Origin of the sequence: Streptomyces sp. NPDC051104 (assembly GCF_040682835.1) — a bacterium.
GTDB classification, from domain to species: domain Bacteria; phylum Actinomycetota; class Actinomycetes; order Streptomycetales; family Streptomycetaceae; genus Streptomyces; species Streptomyces cynarae.
Genome location: NZ_JBFBBS010000028.1, coordinates 70403 through 91276 on the forward strand (window position 1 = coordinate 70403; position 20874 = coordinate 91276).

General features: G+C 70.2%; 22 protein-coding genes and 3 pseudogenes. 10 read left to right on the forward strand and 15 right to left on the reverse strand.

Annotation, left to right across the window (positions count from 1 at the left end):
- Positions 1–56: 56 nt before the first annotated feature.
- Positions 57–422, reverse strand: a complete 366-nt coding sequence (locus AB0N14_RS29175) for an STAS domain-containing protein (protein ID WP_366028682.1) — start codon at positions 420–422, stop codon at positions 57–59.
- 211 nt (positions 423–633) lie between these two features.
- Between AB0N14_RS29175 and AB0N14_RS29180 the strand changes: the two genes are divergently transcribed.
- Positions 634–1062 carry an ATP-binding protein gene (locus tag AB0N14_RS29180; RefSeq protein WP_366028683.1) on the forward strand — a complete coding sequence of 143 codons (429 nt, stop codon included), beginning with the start codon at positions 634–636 and terminating at the stop codon, positions 1060–1062.
- A gap of 503 nt (positions 1063–1565) precedes the next feature.
- On the opposite strand, the gene AB0N14_RS29185 is transcribed toward AB0N14_RS29180, so the two are convergent.
- Positions 1566–2498, reverse strand: a complete 933-nt coding sequence (locus AB0N14_RS29185) for an LLM class flavin-dependent oxidoreductase (protein ID WP_366028684.1) — start codon at positions 2496–2498, stop codon at positions 1566–1568.
- A gap of 109 nt (positions 2499–2607) precedes the next feature.
- Between AB0N14_RS29185 and AB0N14_RS29190 the strand changes: the two genes are divergently transcribed.
- On the forward strand, positions 2608–3075 hold the full coding sequence (locus AB0N14_RS29190) for a MarR family transcriptional regulator (protein WP_366028685.1): 468 nt from the start codon (positions 2608–2610) through the stop codon (positions 3073–3075).
- A gap of 213 nt (positions 3076–3288) precedes the next feature.
- Here the strand turns inward: AB0N14_RS29190 and AB0N14_RS29195 are convergent, their stop codons facing one another.
- Together AB0N14_RS29195 and AB0N14_RS29200 are read right to left on the reverse strand one after the other, a co-directional pair.
- A complete protein-coding gene (locus AB0N14_RS29195; protein WP_366028686.1) occupies positions 3289–4188 on the reverse strand; it encodes an amidohydrolase family protein in 900 nt (299 codons plus the stop codon).
- Positions 4189–4265: 77 nt separating this feature from the next.
- Positions 4266–4424 carry a hypothetical protein gene (locus AB0N14_RS29200; protein WP_366028687.1) on the reverse strand — a complete coding sequence of 53 codons (159 nt, stop codon included), beginning with the start codon at positions 4422–4424 and terminating at the stop codon, positions 4266–4268.
- A 522-nt stretch (positions 4425–4946) separates the two neighbouring features.
- Between AB0N14_RS29200 and AB0N14_RS29205 the strand changes: the two are divergent.
- From AB0N14_RS29205 to AB0N14_RS29215, 3 genes and pseudogenes are all read left to right on the forward strand, one after another.
- Positions 4947–5405, forward strand: a pseudogene (locus AB0N14_RS29205) (Lrp/AsnC family transcriptional regulator).
- A gap of 25 nt (positions 5406–5430) precedes the next feature.
- Entirely contained in the window at positions 5431–6039 is a 609-nt protein-coding gene (locus AB0N14_RS29210; RefSeq protein WP_366028688.1) for a TetR/AcrR family transcriptional regulator, read from the forward strand.
- On the forward strand, positions 6036–7058 hold the full coding sequence (locus tag AB0N14_RS29215) for an EamA family transporter (RefSeq protein ID WP_366028689.1): 1023 nt from the start codon (positions 6036–6038) through the stop codon (positions 7056–7058). Before AB0N14_RS29210 ends, AB0N14_RS29215 begins: the two co-directional genes overlap by 4 nt.
- A 429-nt stretch (positions 7059–7487) precedes the next feature.
- Here AB0N14_RS29215 and AB0N14_RS29220 read toward each other — a convergent pair whose 3' ends face one another.
- Positions 7488–8084: a polysaccharide deacetylase family protein gene (locus tag AB0N14_RS29220; RefSeq protein ID WP_366028690.1), complete on the reverse strand. Its 597-nt coding sequence runs from the start codon at positions 8082–8084 to the stop codon at positions 7488–7490.
- Between the two features lie 1230 nt (positions 8085–9314).
- Positions 9315–9545, reverse strand: a complete 231-nt coding sequence (locus tag AB0N14_RS29225; RefSeq protein ID WP_366028713.1) for a hypothetical protein — start codon at positions 9543–9545, stop codon at positions 9315–9317.
- Positions 9546–9574: 29 nt separating this feature from the next.
- Here AB0N14_RS29225 and AB0N14_RS29230 point away from each other — a divergent pair.
- Positions 9575–10150: pseudogene (locus tag AB0N14_RS29230) on the forward strand (type III polyketide synthase); the annotation flags it as partial.
- 172 nt (positions 10151–10322) lie between these two features.
- On the opposite strand, the gene AB0N14_RS29235 reads toward AB0N14_RS29230, so the two are convergent.
- Together AB0N14_RS29235 and AB0N14_RS29240 are read right to left on the reverse strand one after the other, a co-directional pair.
- Entirely contained in the window at positions 10323–12485 is a 2163-nt protein-coding gene (locus AB0N14_RS29235; protein WP_366028691.1) for a SpoIIE family protein phosphatase, read from the reverse strand.
- Positions 12486–12570: 85 nt separating this feature from the next.
- Positions 12571–12786 (reverse strand): hypothetical protein, encoded by a 216-nt coding sequence (locus AB0N14_RS29240; protein ID WP_366028692.1) that lies wholly within the window; start codon positions 12784–12786, stop codon positions 12571–12573.
- A gap of 142 nt (positions 12787–12928) precedes the next feature.
- On the opposite strand from AB0N14_RS29240, the pseudogene AB0N14_RS29245 reads away from it, so the two are divergent.
- Positions 12929–13143, forward strand: a pseudogene (locus tag AB0N14_RS29245) (glycosyl hydrolase-related protein); the annotation flags it as partial.
- A gap of 39 nt (positions 13144–13182) precedes the next feature.
- On the opposite strand, the gene AB0N14_RS29250 reads toward AB0N14_RS29245, so the two are convergent.
- A complete protein-coding gene (locus AB0N14_RS29250) occupies positions 13183–13644 on the reverse strand; it encodes a hypothetical protein (protein ID WP_366028693.1) in 462 nt (153 codons plus the stop codon).
- Between the two features lie 109 nt (positions 13645–13753).
- Entirely contained in the window at positions 13754–14377 is a 624-nt protein-coding gene (locus AB0N14_RS29255; protein WP_366028694.1) for a hypothetical protein, read from the reverse strand.
- A gap of 174 nt (positions 14378–14551) precedes the next feature.
- On the opposite strand from AB0N14_RS29255, the gene AB0N14_RS29260 reads away from it, so the two are divergent.
- The gene (locus AB0N14_RS29260; protein WP_366028695.1) at positions 14552–16093 is read left to right on the forward strand and encodes a helix-turn-helix domain-containing protein; all 1542 of its coding nucleotides are present in this window, start codon (positions 14552–14554) and stop codon (positions 16091–16093) included.
- 208 nt (positions 16094–16301) lie between these two features.
- On the opposite strand, the gene AB0N14_RS29265 is transcribed toward AB0N14_RS29260, so the two are convergent.
- From AB0N14_RS29265 to AB0N14_RS29285, 5 genes are all read right to left on the reverse strand, one after another.
- Complete coding sequence (locus AB0N14_RS29265; RefSeq protein WP_366028696.1) at positions 16302–16916, reverse strand: alkaline shock response membrane anchor protein AmaP; 615 nt, start codon at positions 16914–16916, stop codon at positions 16302–16304.
- Between the two features lie 27 nt (positions 16917–16943).
- Positions 16944–17654, reverse strand: coding sequence for a DUF6286 domain-containing protein (locus tag AB0N14_RS29270; RefSeq protein WP_366028697.1), 711 nt, complete (start codon positions 17652–17654; stop codon positions 16944–16946).
- Between the two features lie 34 nt (positions 17655–17688).
- Positions 17689–17973, reverse strand: a complete 285-nt coding sequence (locus tag AB0N14_RS29275) for a hypothetical protein (RefSeq protein ID WP_366028698.1) — start codon at positions 17971–17973, stop codon at positions 17689–17691.
- Positions 17974–18092: 119 nt separating this feature from the next.
- The gene (locus AB0N14_RS29280) at positions 18093–18254 is read right to left on the reverse strand and encodes a hypothetical protein (protein ID WP_366028699.1); all 162 of its coding nucleotides are present in this window, start codon (positions 18252–18254) and stop codon (positions 18093–18095) included.
- 78 nt (positions 18255–18332) lie between these two features.
- On the reverse strand, positions 18333–18818 hold the full coding sequence (locus tag AB0N14_RS29285; RefSeq protein WP_366028700.1) for an Asp23/Gls24 family envelope stress response protein: 486 nt from the start codon (positions 18816–18818) through the stop codon (positions 18333–18335).
- 199 nt (positions 18819–19017) lie between these two features.
- Between AB0N14_RS29285 and AB0N14_RS29290 the strand changes: the two genes are divergently transcribed.
- Complete coding sequence (locus AB0N14_RS29290) at positions 19018–19593, forward strand: sigma-70 family RNA polymerase sigma factor (RefSeq protein ID WP_366028701.1); 576 nt, start codon at positions 19018–19020, stop codon at positions 19591–19593.
- Positions 19584–20201, forward strand: a complete 618-nt coding sequence (locus tag AB0N14_RS29295; RefSeq protein WP_366028702.1) for a hypothetical protein — start codon at positions 19584–19586, stop codon at positions 20199–20201. Before AB0N14_RS29290 ends, AB0N14_RS29295 begins: the two co-directional genes overlap by 10 nt.
- Positions 20202–20874: the final 673 nt, after the last annotated feature.

The following is a 20874-nucleotide window of genomic DNA, read 5'->3' on the forward strand; positions in this document are numbered from 1 at the left end:
GGGCTCCCGCTTCTCGTGCCCAGGCGTGGCGCCTGCACCGGGCCTGGCCGAGCCGGTCAGCGGTGGAGGGCGTCGCGGAGGGTGGGGTAGCAGTTGATGATCGTGTCGAGTTCGACGATCTGCAGGGTGCGCATGACGGGGTCCTGGGCGCTCGCGAGGCGCAGCCAGCCGCCGGCTTGTGTGGTGGCCTGGTGGGCGGCGACGAGCAGGTTGATGCCGGCGGAGTCCATGAAGGTGACCTGCCGCATGTCGACTACCACTCGGGGAGGAGAACCCAGGCGGGAGAGATCGAGGGCCTGCTGGAGGGGCGGGGCTGTGTCGTGGTCGATTTCGCCTGCCACGGTGAGCACGTCGATGCCATCGGTGGAGGTGGCCACGACCGACAGATGGTCGGGCTGGTGCGCTTTTCCGGTGTCCGCCACGCTTCCCTCCACGCTGTCGGATAATTACAGGTCGGTTCTCCCGGCAGGCCGACCATCGTACGGCCCGGCCCTGTGAGGGGCTGAGCCAGGCGAATCAGCCAGGGCGTGGTGCTGCCAGCGGTGGGTACGCGGCAGGGCGTGAAGGGTGAGGACGGACTGTATGGAAGCAGTGCCTGTGGGGGAGGAGAGCATCACGCCGGAGGCTGAGCCGATGCAGACGACGATGGCCTTGGACGGGGACGGTACCTGTATCGCCGAGGCCCGCCACCTGACTGTCCAGTTCCTGGCCGATGTGCAGGCGGAGCACGGGCTGTCAGTGTCGGCCCGTGCGATCGAGGTGGCGCAGCTGGTGGTGAGTGAGCTGGTCACCAATGCCCGCAAGTACGCGCCGGGCCCGATGCTGATGGATCTGCGGATCGTCGATGAAATGGTCGAGGTGACGGTGTGGGATTCGGATCCGGTGCTGCCGGTGGCCCGGGCGGCAGATCCCGGCCGGGTGGGCCAGCACGGCCTGGAGATCGTGATGGCCCTCGTGGAGGCCTTCGAGGCGGAGCGGGACCGGGTGGGCAAACGCATCACCGCCCGCATCGCTCTGATGGACGACCCGGGCGGCGGCATCGCCGGACGCCGGGCCTTGTAGGACCAGGACTGCACGGGCAGGTAAGCGAAGGTCGAACGGCTTGCCCACGCCGGTCAGGTGAAACAGCCGCGCGACGACCGGGACCAGGGTGCCGACCAGGGAGATGTCAGCTCATCATCGTGCACGGTGAACGGGAAGGCTGGTGGTGCGGTTGGTGGGTCTTCTCGTCGATGGCCGCGTACCGCGAGTGCGTTCTCTCACCGAAATTGGAAAGTACTCACTCTTCGTGGCCGTTGTCCTCGCCGCCGTGCTGCTCGACTCAGCGCCAGCGCCAGCGCCAGGGCCCAGGGCCACCAGAGCATGAACCATGCTGAAGAGCGCGCGCGATTCTGCTCGATCACTGCAACGCGGAGGCGGCGTCGGCTGTTCTGCTGCAGAGCGCGGCTTGCCCGCGGCGCCGGGCGAGGGGGAAGAGTCAAGACCTGTGGATCAGTTGAGGTGAGTCATCACAGGCGGCCTGGCAGGGAGGGGAGTGTCCTACCGGGTGGCAGACAGCCCGGTCATCAGAATCCTCCGGCTGCGCTGCGCACTGGCGTGATGATCTCGTCGACGAGCCACCGCGCGGCCTGTGAGGGATAGGGGCTCCGCAGGCTCAGCACGATGTGCGTCACGCCTGCGGCGATGAGCTCCGTTATGACCTTGCGGTCGGTGGCCGGGTCGTCGTAGGAGACGATGTACTGCACGGAGCGGGTGATCGTCCGCGGATCACGGCCGATGGCGGCGCAGTGGTCGTCCAGAACGGCACTGCGCTCGGTGATGTAGTCCAGCGTGTTGTGCGGCGGTCCGGGGATGTTCCAGATGTCGGCCTGCTCCGCGACCAGGCGGAGCGTCCTGCTTCCCCAGCCGCCGATCAGCAGGGGCGGTCCTGACTGCTGAACAGGTTTCGGCTCGTTGCGGTTGCCGGTCAGGGCGTAGTAGCGCCCGTGGAAGTCGAACACGTCCCGCGTCCACATGCTGCGGAGGATGGTGATGGTTTCCTCCAAGCGGGCGATCCCTTCGGCGGGCGGGACGAGCGTGAGGCCGTAGGCCGCGTACTCCGCGACGGCCGGATTCTCGCCGGCGATGCCGCCCGCGTCGGGTGGCTGCACGGTGCCGCCCACGCCGAGGCCCATGATCAGGCGGCCGCCGGAGATCACGTCGACCGTTGTGGCGATTTTGCCGAGGACGGCGGGTGGCCGGATCCGGTTGCTCGTCACGAGCAGGCCCAGGCGCAGCCGTTGGGTTCTGGCGGCCAGGGCGCTCAGCAGCGTCCATCCTTCGAGGATCTGTCCGTCCTTCGGGCCGGCGATCGGCATGAGGTGGTCCCACAGCCAGGCGTCCGCGATTTCGGGCAGGTCGTCGGCCTCCTGCCACACGCGGAGGATGTCCTCGTAGGGAACCCGCATCGGGGTGGTCTTGATTCCGAATGTCAGGGAGGGGACCTGCTGGTCGGACATGGTTGCCACGCGCCCTTCGAGTCGACGCGCCGCCATTGACGGCGACACCATCATCACCATAGCGGATCGTCAGTGTCGCTGACTATCAGTCTCTGGATACCCTGCGGTCATGACTCGCGACGCACCGCCCGAGGTCCTCTCCTCCCGCCTCGGCTATCTGCTCAAGCACGCGTACCTGCGGTTGACCGAAGAGTCCGCGCGGGCCTTGGCGCCGCACGGGATCGACGGCCGTGAACTGGCGGTTCTCGCCGTCCTGGACGCACATGACGGGCTGTCCCAACTGGAGGCGTCGGGCAAGCTGGGCATCGACCGCACGACGATGGTGGCCCTCGTCGACGCTTTGGAGGGCAAGGAGCTCGTCGAGCGGCGTCGCAGTCCGCAGGACCGACGCAAGAACATCGTGCAGCTGACGCCGGCCGGACGGGAGCGCCTTCGCGACGCTGAATTCGCCCGCCAGGAGATGGAACGCCGGTTCCTCGCCCCACTCTCCAGAACAGACGCCACGTGCTTGGTCCGTGCCCTGCAGTCCGTTGTCGGTGCCCCGCCGAGAGATGGCCAGGCGTCCGACTCGGCATGACGGACGGCGGCGGCCCACATCCCCAGCCGTCCGCAATGGGCGAGACGGGGCTCCAACCGTCTCGGGTCACGCGGCGTCAGCTCTGCGGCGTTGGACGGGTTGACCCCGTTCACAGCGGGCTCCGGTGCGGACGAGGGCGGGGCTGCGGGCGGCCAACCCGTAAGCCGTCCAGCGGCTCACCCTTGGCAGCCATACCCGGAGCCCCCGGGCCCCTTAGAGCCCGAACAGGTCTGCTGCGTTGTCGTGGCACACGGCCCGCAGCCACTCCTGCCCGAGTTCCAGCCGTTCCAGTGCCTGGAGCTGGTGCAGGTAGGGGTAGGGGATGTTGGGGAAGTCGGAGCCGAGCAGGATGCGGTCGCCGAGGTCGGCGAGCCGGGGCAGGGCCTGGCGGGGAAAGGGCGCGAGTTCCTCGGCGAAGTCGGTGAACGTCATCGTCGTGTCCAGCCGTACCTGGTCGTACCGCTCGGCGAGGTCGAGGAACTCCTGGTACTCGGGCATGCCCATGTGCGCGACGATCAACCGCAGCTTCGGGTGGCGGGCCAGCACTCGCGCGATGGGTTCGGGGCCGGTGTGCTTTCCGGGCGCGGGCCCTGAGCCGCAGTGCATCACCACGGGGACGTGGGCCTCGGCCAGCAGTCCCCACGCCTGCTGGAGTCGCTCGTCGGCCGGATCGTACGCCCCCACCTGCACGTGCGCCTTGAACACCCTGGCACCGGCTTCGAGGGCCTCGCGGACGTAGGTCTCGACGTCGGGTTCGGGGTAGAGGGTGGCGGTATGCAGGCAGTCGGGAGTGCGGCGGGCGAAGTCGGCCGCCCAGCCGTTCAGCCACCGGGCCATGCCCGGCTTGTGGGGGTAGAGCATGGAGGTGAAGGCCCGCACGCCGAACTCCCGCAGCAGGGACGTGCGCTCCGACTCCTCCTTCCGGTAGGTGATCGGCCACTCCAGGCCGCCGATCAGCGGCCCGTTGGCGTCGAAGTAGTCCCAGACCTTGTGCAGGACACGCTCGGGCATGAAGTGGGTGTGGACGTCGACCAGCCCGGGCAGACCGAGCCCGCTCCAGAAGCGACGGACCTCACCTGCCTCCTCGCTCACGACCGTGCGGGGGGAACTCACCTGGTACTGCCTCTCTCTCGAACGGCCTGCGACTGCCACCGGCGGCAGGGCTGAAACGGGTCCGCCACCCTCGGGTATCAGAAACCCTGGAGGACGCGTTCGGCAAGGAGCGCGAGGCCGACGAGGATCATCGCGGCTCCCGCGACCTTCGTCGTGGCCCGGGCTGCCCCCGGTCGCGCGCCCGGTACCCGGTCGGCGGCATGGCCGAGGGGGACGTGGACCAGGGCGCAGGTCATGATGTGGACGCCGCCCGGCGCGGCCAGTTGTAAGGCAGGGGCAGCCGGCGTAGGGCTTGGTGAACTGCGGCGGGACGACAGGAAGATCAGCAGGGCCTTTGGGGTTCAGGGCACTGACCCCGATCCCTCGCACGAGGAAGTGCCGCGGGGAGGCGGCAATCGTACTGCTGGTTTCAGCGGGCACGGGCTCGACAGCGGCCCGCAGGACGCGGGCGTCGACGTACACCGGGTAGGCGGCACGACCCACGGTGAAGGCGTCAGGCCGAGAGACTGAGTGGCGACGAGGGGGGCGACGCCGACGACCACGATCGTGGTGATCAGGGCGTCGCGATTGCTATGCCATGCGACCATGGGCAGGACATGATCGCGGGCGCGCGCCGCCAGGACATACGCCCAGTCAGGGCCGGGCACCGCGATCAGGGCGAACGTGATCACTGCGGACAACGACTTCTGCTTCAGATGCGTGCGGGCGAGGACGCCGACGGTGAGGTGGACCGCCGCGCAGGCCGTCATGTCCAGTAGATTCTTGCCGAGCTGCAGGAGGATGCTCCGTCTCACGATCACCGAACTCGCCGCCCGAGTGCAGCTGAGCGTCTCGCCCTGCCACCGCCGCGTGCGCGATCTCGAACGCGAAGGCGCGATCCGCGGCTACCGCGCCGTCGTTGACCCCGCCGTCGTCGGCCTCCACTTCGAAACCCTCGTCTTCGCCACCCTGCGCTGGGAAGACGCCGACACCGTCATCGCCTTCGAAGAGGCCGTCGCGGCTATCCCGCACGTGCTCCAAGCCCAGCGCCTGTTCGGCGAACCCGACTACCTCCTGCGGGTCGCCACCACCGACCTCGCCGCCTACCAGCAGCTCGCCCGCCTGCCCGGCGTCCAGCGCCTGACCACCTGGTCATGAAAAACGTGTCGACGACCGCCCCCTGCCCGCGTAGCTGCGAGCGCCGCGGACGGCTATCCTCTACTTCTTGGGTAGACTGACCTACCTAGTTGGAGAGGGAGTGTGATGAGCGAGACCGGAACCGCGGCAGAGCGCCCCGGCAGGCGGCGGGGGGTCGCGCGCGAAAAGCTGCTCGCCGCCGCGGCGCGCCGCTTCTACGCGGACGGTGTGGCGGCTACAGGGATCGACACGATCACCGCCGAGGCGGGTGTGGCGAAGATGAGCCTGTACAACAACTTCTCCTCCAAGGCCGATCTGGTGATGGCCTACCTCGATGCACGGCATGAGGAGTGGCTGGGTCTGTACCGGCGGCGGCTGGAGGAGGCCCAGGACGGTCGCGGCGGCGTGCTGGCCGTCTTCGACGCGTACGCCGATCACGCGGCCTTCGCCTACGAGCGCGGTTTCCGGGGCTGCGGCCTGCTGAACGCGGCCGCCGAGCTGCCCGCCGGGGATGAGGGCCGGGACGTGGTGCGCCGGCACAAGGAGGAAGTCGAGGATCTGCTCGCCGGACATCTTGAAGAGCTGCTGCCCGGACGGCCGCAGGAGGCACGCGCGGTGGCGGAGCATCTGTCGTTCCTGCTGGAAGGCGCGATGGCACGCGCCGGCCTGGAGGGCGCGGGTACGCGTCTGGAGCACGCCCGGGCGATGGCGGCCGACCTGCTGGACCGGCTGTGACGCGGCCCGCCGGACACGCGGCCGACTCGGTCGGCGTGGGCGCGACATGCGTGCTGATGGCGTCGGTGTTGTGGGGGACCACGGGCACCGCTGCGACCTTCGCCCCCGCGATGGGACCGCTCGCGATCGGGGCTGTCGCCATGGGGCTGGGCGGACTGCTCCAGGCCCTCATCGCCGCCTCCCGCATCCGCCGGGAGGCGCCTCGGCTGCGTGCGCACAAAGGTGTGGTGCTGCTCGGTGCACTGTCGGTGGGGGCCTACCCTCTGGCGTTCTACACCTCCATGCACCTGGCCGGGGTCGCCGCCGGCACCGTGGTGTCGATCGGCTCGGCCCCGCTCGCCTCGGCCCTGATCGAGCGCGTCGTCGACGGGCGCCGCCTCACGCACCGCTGGATGACCGGCGCCGCTCTGGGCCTGTCTGGGACCGTGCTGCTGTGCACGGCCGAAGCCGCTGGCGCGCACTCCGGCCCCGGCGCCCGCTCCGCAGGGGAGACCGTGCTCGGGGTGGGACTCGGCCTGGTCGCCGGGCTCACCTACGCCCTGTACTCCTGGGCGGCACACCGCCTGATCAGCCGCGGTGTCACCTCCGGCGCAGCGATGGGGACCGTCTTCGGGCTGGGCGGGCTGCTGCTGATGCCGGTGCTGCTGGCCACCGGCGCCCCGCTCCTTGCCTCCTGGTCGAACGCGGCCGTCGGCGCCTACATGGCCCTGGTGCCCATGTTCCTCGGGTACGTCCTGTTCGGCTGGGGCCTGGCGCACGTTCCGGCGAGCACCGCGACCACCCTCTCCCTGCTCGAACCCGCTGTCGCGGCCGTCCTGGCCGTACTCGTCGTCGGTGAACGTCTGCCCCTTCTGGGGTGGGCCGGCATCGCCTTGGTCGTCGGCTGCCTGGCCGTGCTCACCACGCCGACCCGGACGACTCATCGACTGCGTGTGATCACGACGGACCAGAGCATCGGCGCAGAGGGACCCGGCGTGGCTGACCCCGACCATGGCCCGGAGAAGGTGGTCACCGGCTGAACTACAACCGCCGTGCGGGATGTCCGAACCGTCCCCGCACCGCGTCGAGGTGGTTCACGGCGGCGGATGGGCGGATGGGAAGTTCATGGCGAATGGGCGGCCCCGCTTGGGCAGTTCGAGCGGGCCGGTCAGAAGTGGTGGCGCTGCGCCAGGTCCACGAACACCACGTGCTGGAGATCATCCTCGCCGCGCGGCGCTACGTCGGCGCCAACGAACCGACCTTCCCCGGCTCGGTCGGCAAGCGCGGCGCCGAACTCCTCTACCGCGTCGGCGACCTCAAGCGCTGGGCATTGCAACCGGCCCCCCGCTGCTGCCGGCACCACCGACCTGGACTGACCGCACCGGCCGGCCCACCGAGCGACCGCCATGCTGCCCGTCACGGGTGGTGTCGGCAACGAGGAGGACCTGAGCAACGGTGGAACGACGATCTCAGGCCGGGAAGCCGTAGCTGTAGCCCTGAGCGTCCAGCTGGTTGAGGAGACGGGCGAGCGCCTGCACCGTCTGCGAACGGTCACCGCCGCCGTCGTGCATCAGGATGATCGCGCCGGGGCGCAAGTCCCGGTTGATGTTGCGCAGGATGCCGTCCACACCCGGGCGCCGCCAATCGTTGGCGTCGTCGCTCCAGCCAAGGGGCTGGAGGTGGTTGGCGCCGGCTATTGCCCGGATCGTCGGGCTCCAGTCGCCGCCGGGTGCCCGGTAGTACAGCAGGTTCGCGCCGTTTCCCGCGGCGTTGGTTATCTCGCGCTTGGCGTCGACGATCTCGTGGAAGTTGTACTCGACCGACTTGCGGCTCTGCTGCTCGTCATGATGGACGGAGTGGTCGCACAGCCGGTCCCCGCCCGCGACGATCGCCTTGGTCAGGTACGGGTAGCTCTGGGCGAGCGGCCCGAGCTCGCAGAAGGTGGCCTTCGCGTGGTGCTGGGCGAGGAGTGCCAGCACCTGCGGGGTCCACCGCGGGTCCGGGCCGTCGTCGAAGGTGAGCGCCACGGACTTGCCGATGCCCTCCACCCCGTGGCTGACCACCACGGCGGAGCCCGTCGGGGCGCTCGGCAGTTGCCCAAAGGAATTCGCCGAGCCGGACTGCGAAGCGGGCCCGGACGGATTCGCAGTGGAGCCTCCGTTGCGGCCGGACTGCGTTCCTCCTGCAGCGCGGCCGGATCCGGACTGCGTTCCTCCTGCAGCGCGGCCGGATGTCGACGCGGACGGGGAAGCGGAGGAGGGCGACGGCGCCTGGGACGACGAGGGCGGTCTGGGAGAGGAGGGCTTCGTCGAGGGAGTCACCCTGCTGGGAGAGCCCTGAGGTGTGTGCCCGCCTGCGTGCGGCCCGCACGCCGTGAGCACGGCTCCCGCGATCGCCGCCGTGAGGGCGGCTGCCGTCGCCCCTTTGAGTCTGGCCAATGCCACAGATCTACCTCCGTCGCCACAATCGGTGCCCGAATCGCTGCTGGTACTGGTCACGCCGACGCGCGCAGGGCTGAACGCGGGCGCGCCGCCGGGCCGACGGCACGGCGGCGTCCATAGTCAGGGTCCGCTGGAGATCTGCGTCCCTGCGCATCAGTGCGCAGGGGCTACCGGTCGCTCCGAGCGCTCCGGGGGTCGGTCAGGCGGCGGGCTCCATCGCCCGGCCGCGGATCCCCCGCTCTCGACGGAGATGGCCAGTATCCGGTTTGCGCCTGATGTCCGACCACAATAAAGGACTCGTGTCGCCTTGCTTAATAATTCCTATCTGTGATGAATGTCGCATTGTGTCCTCAGGTGAAAGGGCACGAGTCGAAAACAATGCCGTAGGCATCGAAATCGGGGGTGGATCAGAACTCCGGGATGCCTCTGGCGGTGCCCGCTTATAGGTCAGATGGTGTCTGAGAGGTAGGTGGCGCGAGTCCGGGCAGTGGCATCCGCGCACAGCAGGAGAAGTCAGGCCCGCACTATTCTGTGACGACTTACAAGGCCGTTTCCTTTGGCGGTCTGCGGTCGTTGGGCAGGCTGTGGAGAGTCCGGTCGAGCGGCTGGTGCCGGACGAGTCGTGCGAGAGCAGCCCTGGACGAGGCCGGGATCGTCTTACCGTCCCTGCGGGCCGACCTCGCGTCGCCGGAGCTTGAGCTTGTGTCCCCGTACGGCGCTGCACCTGCCCTCATCACGCCTACGACCGCAAGCACGGCACCCCCGTCCCGGCCTCCCGTGGGGTCTCCGGTGACCTCTCGTGGGGCCGTGACATCGGGAGGCCCGGCAGGCTGACGCAGCGGACCTGACTCAACGTCAGCAGATGACCACAGTGTTGCAGACGATGATCGAGCACAGGCAGTTGCAGGCTTCTGGGTGGGCCTCGGTCGTCGGCAGGGTGCTCGCGGTGATGCGCGCGTCCAGGTCGCGGATCAGGGCGTCGGGGTCGGTGAGTTCGACGGTGCCACGGCGTGAGCGCAGCCGAGGCTGCTGCGCGTGCCGTGCCGCGCCGGCTGACGAGCCCGCTGATACCGAGCCCCGGATCATCCGGAGCCTTTGGTGTCTCAGGAACGTATGTCGTGATCGCGGAGGCGCTGAGCACGACCTACCAGCCCGCGGACGACACTCTCGAGTCCCTGATCGTCCGGTTGCTGTTCGCGGACACCGCGGTCGCCGCGGTGGTCACGGGCCGCCCGAGGCGCGAGTCGGTGCTGCGGCTCGACGCCGCCTGGCACCACACCCTGCCCGGCGCCCAGGACCTGCACCGCCTGGAGACGCGCGCGGACGGAACCCACTTCGTGATGGATCGGCGCGGGCCCCGCGCCCTACAGGAGACGGTCACCGCGATGTGGGAGTGGCTGCGCGTCCGTTACCAGGACGATCCCGACGCCTGGCACCCCGACGTGCTGCTGGCGCACCCCGGCGGGACCCGGGTGCTGGAGTACATGGAGCAGACGATGCCCGACGCGTGGCCGTCGGGGCTGCTGGACTACAGCCGGGACAGCTACACCAGCGGCAACCGTGGAGGCGCCGCCGTGTTCGACATCATGCGGCGGGCCCACGACGCCGGGCAGAAGCCGGGCGACCGCGCCGTCCTGTACGCGGCGGCACCGGGCCTCAGCGCCACCGCACTGGAAGGGGAGTGGCTGTAGTGCGAGCCCGCGCCACCCGTACCGGCAAACGGGCCGTCCGCGTCACCGGTCACGCCACCGGCACTGCTGAGGGCCCTGTCCGTACCGTCGGTGGCGCCGGGTGACGCGCACGCCGCCCGTACCCTCGCCGCTCGCCCATATGTCTGCCGCGCGCCTCCGCCCCGCAGCCGCGTCACCTCGCCGCTTCGGCCCAGACCACCTTGCCGGTGTCCGTCCACCGCACCCCCCACCGGGTGGTGAGCTTGTGCACGATGTGCAGGCCACGACCGCCGTCGTCGAGGAGGCCGCCCCGGCGTAGACGTGGCCTGCCGTCGCCGGTGTCGCCCACCTCGCACAGCAGGCCGTGACCGGCCCTGATCAGCCGTACCGTGATGGGACCGGTGGCGAAGCGCACCGCGTTCGTGACCAACTCGCTGACCAGCAGCAGCACGTTGTCCCGGGTGTCGTCCTTAATGCGCCATTTCCGCATCAGCGCGGAGACCTGCGCGCGGGCACGGGCGGGGGCGTCGTCGCGGGCGGGCAGCCGCCAGGTCGCGGTGTCCCCCTTGCGGTAGCCGATCATGGGCGCGAGCAGCAGGGTCACGTCGTCGCGCTGGTGCCCGGGTGCCAGCGCGGAGACGACGTGCCGTGCGGCCTGCTGCAGGGCGTCCCAGGGGTGCACCGTGGACACGGCCTCCGCCAGCCTGCCGATGCCCTCGTCGATCGACACGGTCGGATCTTCCACCAAGCCATCGGTGTAGAGGGCGAGCAGGGAGCCTGGGGGTGCGCCGAACGTGTGCACGTCGAACGGCTCCCGCAGCGCGAACTCGGCGCCCAGGCCGGGATGGGGGCGGACCGCGAGCGGGCCTGCGTGCCCGTCTGGGGACACCAGGACCGGGGGGAGGTGGCCGGCGCTGGACAGCGCCACGCGGTGGCTGACCGGGTCGTAGAGGGCGATGCAGCAGGTCGACCCTAGGGCGCTGTAGCCGGCCGTCAGCCCGGACTCCGCGTCGTCCAGCAGCGTCACGGTGTCGTCCAGATGCTCCAGCACTTCGTCGGGTGCCAGCCCCGCGGACAGCAGCGCGCGGGCCTCCATGCTCAGCTGGCCCATGGTCGCCGCGGCTCCCAGGCCGTGCCCGACGACGTCACCGACCACCAGCGCGGTCCGGCCGTCCGGCAGCGGAAAGCTGTTCACCCAGTCGCCGCCGACGCCCGCGCTGTCGGGGGTGGCGGGCTGGTAGACACTGGCGATCTCGATGGTGTCGCCGCCGGTCCGGGGCAGCAGCCGGCGCTGCAACGCCAGCACCTGCGTGTGCTCGCGCTGGTGCCGACGGGCCAGGTCGACGTGATGGGCGGTCCTGGCCACCAGTTCCTGCAGGTCGAACAGCTCACTGTCGCGGAAGGGGCAGTCCGCCCGCCGCCAGACCTCCGCCACGCCCAGCAAGACGGGCGGCGCGCCGTCCAGAACCAGCGGAATGCACGCCACACCTGCCGACCGGTCGCCGGGCACCAGGGCACGCATCACTCGCGGACTGCCGAGTACCCGCTCGACCGCCTCCCGGTCGGGTATGACGATGGCCTGCGGGGCGTCGTCCCGCCGTACCGCCTGCGCAAGCAGGCGACTCGCGTCGCTGGGAAGATCGTCGCCCGGAGTCACGTAGCCGTCGGGCCACGCCCGGTCCGGTACCAGGGCCGCCCGCCGTAGCCGGATGCGCCCCTGCGCCTGCCCGGTGACTCCCTCGCCCGTCCACACGGCGAAGTCGAGGTCGACGGCGGCCACGTCTCCCCAAGCCAGCAGGGACTCCGCCAGCGACTGCGCGGTCTCGCCGATGTCCAGCGAGGTGCCGATCGCGGTCTCGGCGGCGTACAGATGCAGCCTCGTGGCCATGGCGATCAGGGAGACGGTCAGGCCCTCCTGAGGCACCGCGGCGGGCAGGATGCTCAGCGAGACCACCAGCTCCGACCCGTCGGCGCGCCGCAGGCGCTGGATCCGGGCGACATGCGCCTCACCGGTCGCCAGGACCTGCCGCAACCGCCGTGTGACCGTCGGTACGTCCCCGGGGGGCAGGAGATCGACGAAGGGACTCCCGGCCACCGCGTCCAGACCCGCGAATACAGGGGCGTCCAGCCTGCAGCGGGTGATTCTCAGATCCCTGTCCAGGATGACCACGCCGAGAATCTGATCCTGACGGCCGGCTGCCGGGTTGTCGGGGACGCCTTGGCGGGTGGTGCGGTCGCCCTGCGCGTCGGCGGGACCGGCAGCCGCTGCCGCTCCGCCGGGCGGGATGTAGCGCCCCAAGGCGCTGCTGACCAGGCTGAACGGCGAAGAGGACGAGGGGGACGGTGTGGAGTCCATGCGGCTCTCTCAGCAATCCCCGGCGCAGCGCCGGGGCCGTACTCGAACCCATGCGACGGGGCCCCGAGATCCCTGACCGCACACCTCATTGAATAACACCGGTGGTCGCTTCGCCCACACCAGCGGATCGCGCGGTGAACGCGGACAGTGACGGAATGCCGCGGCCGGTGGGGCCGTGCTCACCTTGCCGAGGGCCGCCGCCCGCCAGGATGCGACGGCCGCCGCAGGACCACTGGACGCCGGTGCCGTCGGCTCTGGTGCGTTCCAGGCACATGCTGCTGTGCCGGGCGATCGGTGCCATGACGTGGTGGTCTGCAGTGACGCAGCTCCCGCGCCGCAGCACGACAGCCCAGCCAAGACGGACGCCACGTTCGGATGACCTGAGTTACATGTAATGGTTTGCTCGCTCTGAAGCTGCCGTTGGGGGAGCCGGGGCGCAGGTCGTGGAGCCGCTGGTCCGGGTCGACCACCCGGCCGTGACCGTCGAGTCGGTGAAGCCGGCGGAGGACGCAGCGGGGGTGTGGTGGTGCGGCCGTACGAGTCCCGGGGCGGCCGGGCGCGGGCCACCCTCACGCCCGGGTTCCCGGTGGGTCGGGCCGAGGCGACGGACCTGCTGGAACGGCCGCTGCCCGAAAGCGACTTGGCCTTCGAGCTGTGACCGTTCCAGATGCTCACGCTGCGGCTGCGACCAGAGTGGCTACTTGCGACCCACGCCCTTCTCGCCGATGTGGAAGATCCTTTGGCTGTCGCGGGTCATGTCGACGACCAGCTTGGTGGTGGTGTCGCGGCTCCAGGTGAGGATGACGACGGCCTCCGTGTAGTTGTGGGCGGTGCCGTTGTCGGTGACCTTCCAGGCGAGCGGGACGTTCTGGGCGCGCAGGACGCCGTCGGCGTGCTCCCGGTCCTCCCAGGCCGCCAGCTCCTTCTCGAAGGCGGGGGTGAGGTAGTGGTTGCGCAGGGCCTGTCCGAGGTTGCCCCTGCCCTCGTCGATCACCGCGTCGATGTAGGCGCCGTAGAAGTCGGCGATGCGAGTGATGTTGTCGGACGGTTTGCCGCTGACGCTGCGCGGGGCGCCGGCGGAGGCCTGGGCGGTGGCGCCGACGCCGAGGGCGACGGCGAGGACGCCGGCGGTCAGGACGGTGCGGGTCTTGCTGCTCATGTGTGTTCCCCGTTCTGCGAGTCGTGACGAATCGCGCCGAATGGCGCTGTCGGTGGTCGACCAGCCGCCCTCCCCACCCCCGTGGCGGAGGGCGGCCCTGGTCGTGCGGTCAGTGGAGCTTGTTCACGGCCGTGACGGTCGTCTTCTTGAAGGCCCTCACCGGCGCGTCCGCGAAGTCGCCCAGCTGCCCCCAGTCGACGACCGTGACGGTCCTGCCGTCCCGGCCGACGGAGAGCAGACGGATGTCGGAGGCGCCCCAGGAGGTCACCGTGTGCAAGCCGTGGACGTGGGCGCCCTCCTCGACAGGCAGCGTGCCGTAGTCCTTCAGCGTCGCCTCGGTTTCCCGGTCGGCCTTCTCGATGCGTGCCGCACAGGACTTGATGTCCTTGTTCAGCCGCGAGAAGCGCCCCTTCGCCGCAGCCGTCGTGGACAACCGCACGCTGACCTGACGGGCGCTCGTGTCGCGGTCGGTACGGAACTCCCGGTACCAGGTCTCCGAGCCGTCGCCGCCCAGCGCCATGCTCAGGCAGCGGTCCTGTTCCACCGCCTCCGGTACGCCGGCGGTGACCTTGCCGGCCGTCCAGGACGAGCTCGGGTGCGGCGGGAGATCGGCCGCCGCGAGGAAGTGGGGCGCCCTGGCCGCGGCGTTCGCCGGTGTGGCGAGCGTCGCGCCGAGAGCGAGGCTCGTGACGGCGAGTGCGAGGAGCGCGCCCGCTCCGGTGCGCTTGGGCATGGGTGTCCCCCGTGGATGAGTGCATGGGCGTCGTCTGTCGCCCGCCGCCGGCTGGTCGGTCCGGCCCTGGTCGGTGCGACACCAAGAGCATCGGCCGTCACGGCGGCCCGATGCAATGCCGGACGCCCGTCCGGCGACGGTGGAACCATCCCAGCCCATCTGACGTGCAGGTGTATGGACCGCCTGGGATACGGGGGCACGTGGGAGGACGGGGGAACGGTGTCGACCGGGGACGACGTCGAGCAGTTCGCGGCGCTGCTGCGCCGGCTGAAGGACCGCACGGACCGGAGCTACGGCTCCCTGGCCCGGCGCCTCAACATGAACACCTCCACGCTGCACCGCTACTGCGCCGGCGAGGCGGTCCCGCAGGACTACGCCCCGGTTGAGCGCCTGGCCGCCTTCTGCGGGGCGACACCGGAGGAACGCCTCGAACTGCACCGCCGGTGGCTGCTCGCGGTGACGGCACGACAGCGGCCGAGAGCGGGTGAGGAGGGCGCGGCGGAGCCGGCAAGGGCCGAGGAGGCAGCGGAGCCGACAAAGGCCAAGGGGGCGCTGGAGCCGATAGGGGGCGAGCGCGCTCAGGGTCCGGACAGCCGGCCGGCGCGGGGCGTGGGTGGCGGCGCGGACGGCGTCGGTGGTGGCGGCGGCGGCACGAGCGGTGCACCGCCGCGACTCGAAGCGGGAGCAGCACCCGACGCCGGGCTGCCCGCTCCTGAAGCTCCCGGACCGGGCAGTCCCGAGCCGACGGCCCAGTGGGATGCGGCCCGCTCGACCGGGCGGCCCTGGTACCGCCGTCGCCGCACCGTCGTCGGAGCCGCCGCGGCGACCGTGCTGCTGGTGACGCTGGGCAGTCTGTCGGCGCTGTCGGCCGATCGGTCTGACGCCAACTCCGCCAAGGCTCCCAGTCAGTCCCGTACGACAGGAGCCGGTACGTCACACCACCGCTCGGACAGTGCGACCAGTCCCTCTCCCAGCCGTTCGTCGGCCTCGCCCTCCGCAGGAGTACGGGCTTCGGGGAGCCCCGAGTCGAAGGGCGGACCGTCGGCGGACCCGAAGAGCGACGCCCCGGTACCGACCGGTGTGCCGCTCGCCTGGACCGCCGACTCGCAGATCTGGCAGGGCGGTTGCGGGCACGACTACGTCATCGAGAAGAAGCCGACCCAGGTACCCCCGCCGCCGGAGCAGCAGGACGCCGGGGTGTGGGCGGCGACGCAGGGGGCGGTGCACGGGGGACAGACGATGGTGCAGATCTCGGTGCAGGGGAAGTCGTCCACGGCCGTGGTCCTGGAGGCCCTCAGGGTCCGTATCGTCAGCCGCGGCACCCCCGTCACCGGCAACGCGTACGCCATGGACCAAGGCTGCGGCGGAGACCTGACGCCCCGTGACTTCTCCGTGAACCTGGACGTCAACCGCCCGATCGCTCACGCGCGCCCCGGCAACGACAGCGGAAAGCCGCTCCCCGCGGTGCAGTTCCCCTACCGCGTCTCCGCCGAGGACCCCGAGGTGCTGCTGGTCACCGCGACGACAAAGGCCTACGACTGCAACTGGTACCTGGAACTCGACTGGGCCTCCCAGGGCCGCACCGGCACGGTCCGCATCGACGACCACGGCCGCCCGTTCCGCACCAGTGGTATCAAGGGCCTGCCCCGCTACTGGTACGGCACGAACGGCGACGGTGTGCGTCAGTGGGTACCGGCCGACTATTACAACGACTGAAGAGGTCGTTCTCTTTCCCAGCCTCACGTGCTGTGATTTCCGCTGGTCCGGCATGAGATGGCGGCTGGCACGGAAGTCTCGGTCCGTTGCTGACCGAGATGTCGTCCTGGGCGGCAACTTCCGCCGTATCGCCGCGCTGGTGTGGCAGTAGCCTGCACGGGCCCTTTCGGGCCGGCTCGCCGCCCCTGCCTCGGTCGTCGTGATCGGATCACTCCGCGCGATGGGGCTTGTGGCGGGCGACGCGCAGGCGCACTTCCGTCGGGAATTGGTCCGTGCCGATGGAGCGGCGGGCGTTGGGCAGCGGTCCGTCGCAGAACTCGTGGAGTACCCGGCTGGGCGCACCGTGCGGGGTGAGGGTGAGGTCGATGCGGTTGTGGGGGTGTTGTGGTCTGCCGGTCATTCGGGCTTGTGCCTTCTTGACGCCGGGCAGGCTGTGCATCTCAGCGGTGATCACGTCGCTGAGGGCACGGTTGCGTAGCTCCACTCCCTCCGCTGGAGGTGTGCCTCCGACGGGTATGGCGCGGGGGCGTGGACGGCGCAGCTGGGCGATGAGCCACGACAGGGCGAGTGCGGTGGCGATCGTCAGGGCGGCGATGGCCGTGGGCCACCACCAGCCTTGGCTGCTCCAGCGGGTCCGGTCGGCGGCACTGAGCAGCACGTTGCCGGGCGATGTCAGGGGCCAGCCGACGGGTGGGGTGAGGTGCCAGCGCCGGTAGAGATCGAGACCGGCGAAGAGAACCAGCAGCCCTCCGCCCAACAAGGCCAGGCCCACCACAGCCAGCAGGGTTCGGTTGAGACGAGTGAGCGCGGATTGCGGTTTCATGGGCTTGTGCTCCCGACGCCGGGAGGGTCAGGTGGTGCGTTGCCGCACGCGTACGGCAAGTCGCGGGGAAGGGACCAGGGCGAGCCGGTCGCGTTCCTCCCGGAGGAGGGTGACGAGGTCGTCGTGGACCTGGTGTGGATCCCGGAAGCGGACGTCGGCCAGGGCCGTGATGCGGTGGCGGCGCACCCGCACCCACGCCCTGCTGACTCCGGGGACCCGCATCGCTGCGTCGCGCAGGAGGACAGCGGCGCCATCCCGGTCCAAGGTGGCCGACAGTTGCCCAGGGGGACAGTTTGCGGGCGGTCGTATGGGCAGCGCGTGGCGCAGACCGGGGGTGAGTGCCAGGATGGCCAGCCCCAGCCCGAGGGCGGCGGCTACGGCGGCTCCGGTGAGCATCCACACGTCGCCGACGGGGCGGGAGGCGAGTTCGTGTGCCAGCGTGCTGCGCCAGACTGCCGCGTGGTGTCCCGCACGTACTGCGATGGCGTCGACCAGAGCGGTGCCCGTGGCGGCCGCTATGACCAGGGCGGTCAGCGCGGCAGGAATGCGCCGCACAGCCCAGGGGCGGTGTGTCCTACGGCGGGCCCCCGGCGCGGGCTCCGTCGACATGCCGGGGGTGGGCGGACCGGCATCGGTCTGCTTGGTGCCGGCATCGGTCTGCTTGGTGAGGGCCACCGCGTCGTCCTGGGTGTGCGCCGCCGGGTCGGCACCAGCGGCGCGTCCCGGGTCGGATGTCATTGCGGTCTCCCTTCCGGTATGAGCCCGAGCCAGGTCAGTGGACCCTGCCTCGCTCAAAGCCGGCCTTGGGCACCAGACGCCGGATGGTTACAGTGACCTCGGTGACCGGCAGGCCGGTCAGTTCGGTCACCCGGTCGGCGACAGCATGCTGGATGTCCAGTGACAGGCCCGGGATGTCGGTGGGATAGGGCAGATCCAAAGTCAGGTGCAGACGCGTCGTGCCGCCGCGCGTGGCCGCTGACGCGTCGGGCGGAGCGACGGCCTCCGGGTGGCCTCTTCGTGGCGGGGCGGCCCGCCGCGCCAGGGCCGTACTGGCCACCCGGGTGGCTATGCGGGCCACCACCCGGTCGGGGATGACGGTCGCGCCTCGTTCCGCCGGCGGCGGAAGACGCTCGGCTTGTCCCGGAGAGCGCACAGCGGCGCCGGTGGGATGTGCGTTCACCGCTGCCGTCGCAGGTCGATGTCGCCCCGCAGGACGAGGCCGACCACCAGCCCGACTCCGCCCAGGACGGCGACCAGGAGAAACGCCCAGAAGCCGCCGAAATAGCCGGCGAAGCCAAGCGCTATCCCGGCTGCCAGTCCCGCAATCGCTGTGTCCATCGCTCATTCACCCGTCTCGCGCCTGATCTGTTCTGCACTCCGCGCCGCCGCACTGGGCGCGGCGGCAACCGTCGGCGCTCATGTGACGCGGCCCTCTTCGGCCTCGGACTCTTCCTCGGGCAGGTGGACGTCGTCGATCGTGAGGTTCACCTCGACGACCTCGAGCCCCGTCATCCGTTCGACGGCGGCGATGACGTTGCTGCGTACATCGCCGGCGACGTCGACGATTGGGACGCCGTACTCAACGACGACGTCCAGGTCCGCAGCGGCCTGACGCTCCCCGACCTCGACCTTGACCCCGCGGGTCACTCCGGTACCGCCGCCCGGGACGCGCTCCCGTACGGCCCCCAGCGCCCGCGCTACGCCTGCGCCGAGGTTGTGGACGCCGGGTACCTCACGGGCAGCCATGCCCACGATCTTCGCCACCACGGTGTCCGAGATAGTGGTCTTCCCCCGGCTCTCAGCAGGAACGTCGACGCCGCTGCGGCCCTGCAATGTCGTACCGGTCCCTGCGGACAACCTGTCCTGGCCAGCACTGCTGCTTCGGTTGGTGGTGTCCGTCATGACAGTCGCCTCGATCGTCCTGGGGACATCAGGGTGATGCCCGTCGACAGTTGGACACGTCAGCGAGCAGTCCCCTCACATCCCTTTTGTGTGATCTGCATCACATGTGCCGGATATGGGCAGGATATGGGCGGGAGCGGACGCGGCGTCCCAGTGCGCGGAGACACCTCCCAACCGGCACTCAGGCCGGGAGCCGACGATGACACCACAGTGCAGACCGGCAACACGGGAGCGTGGGCTCCCCGACGCACTCCTGGCGGTGCGAGCCGGCGAAGGCGACGAGGATGCCTTCGCGGAACTCGTGCGCCGCCACAGCCCCAATCTGCTCATGCTCGCCACCCACATGCTCGGCGACACACGAGACGCCGAAGAAGCCGTCCAAGACGCTTTCGTCAGCGCATGGCGACGACTTCCGGAATTCCGCCACAGGGCGGCATACAGCACCTGGATGTACCGGATCACCGTCAACCGCTGCCGCAACGCCCGGCGCCACCAGCTGCCTCCGCTTCCGCTGGACGTGGTGCCCGAGCCGGCCACGGAGGAACCGCGCAGTTCACCGAGCCGGGCCGTTGAACAGAACGCTGCTGTGGCTGCCCTCGCCACTGCGCTCGGCGATCTCAACGCCGATCAGCGGGCGTGTTGGATCCTCAGGGAGGTGCACGGACTGCCTTATGCAGAAATCGCCTACGTGACAGGTACCAGTGAGGAGACCGTGCGCGGCAGACTGTTCCGTGCACGCCGGTCCCTGAAGGAGGCGATGGCCCCGTGGCGATAGAGGACCAGCACCCGCAAAGTCACGACAGCCTCCTACCCGAGCTGGCACTGCTGGCCGGGGACGAGCGGCTGCCCTGCGGCCGCCCGCTCAGCTACGCCTGGGAACAGGCGCGGGACACTGTGTCCGGGCCGGATCGGCACAGCGCCGCCTGCCCGTACTGCCGCGAAGCCGCGGACGGGCTGGCCGCGCTGGACGAAGCCACGCAGGTACTGCGCGCTCAGGAATCCACTCGATTCGGCGTGCTCGTGAACCGTGTCATGGACATCGTCCGGTCCGAGGTCCGGCTCGGGCACCTCTTGCCGCTGGACGACCCGGCGCTGGATCTGTGCATCGGCGAGCACGCCGCGGCCAAAGTGCTTCGGTGGGCCGCCGATACAGTGCCCGGGACGAAGGCTGCAAGCTGCCGCCTGTCTCCTGAGCAAGACGGCACCGGCGTGCGCGTGGCCATGACCCTTGTCGTGGCCCTCGACCAACCATTGCCCACCCGAGCCCAGGAGGTCCGCCGATCGGTCATCGACGCGGCCGACCGGGTCCTGGGGCTGGCCGTGACAGACGTTGACCTCGCTGCGGTCGACGTACTGCTTCCGGAGCCCGGCGGTACACGATGACCTTCCCCGCTACCCCCACCCTCCGCAGTGCCGCAGCTCAAGCAGCTCTCGCGGTCCCGGGCGTGGTCGGCCTCCACCCGGGACTGGCCCACCGGCTCGCACGAGCCGCCACTCTCGCCTGGCCACAGACAGCGGCCAGGACCACCCCGCCCGAGGCCGGCGTCCGAGCGGCCCGCACGTCCGACAGCTCCGGCTGGCGCGTAGACGTTCGCTGCGTCCTGTCCGAAGGCCACCGAGCACTTGACGTGGCCCGCGAAGTCCGCTCCCGAGTCCAGAGCGCCGCCCAGGCTCACCTCAGAGAACACCACGCGACGGATGCCGTCACCGTCACCGTCACCGTCACCGGGATCATCGCCAAAGCTTCGGACCACCCGGGCGCACGTTGAGACTCTGCTCCCTGCCGACTGCCGGAGAGCGCAGGGAGCAGCGTGGACATCGCAGATGTGCTCGCCACCCCGGCAATCGGGAACCGCGCTTGACGGGATCAACGGCAGCCAATTCTCCCAGCCGGTTGCCGAGTGCCTGGCGTGGTGACCGTCCCGCACGGTTCACCCGAACGCAGTACAGGTGTGTGCGGTTCCCTCTCTGTCAAAGTAGATCGAGTCAGGCATACTGGATGATTCATTGAGTCGAGGGCGGAGAAGGAGTAGTGCCCGGGTGGCCAGCACGAATG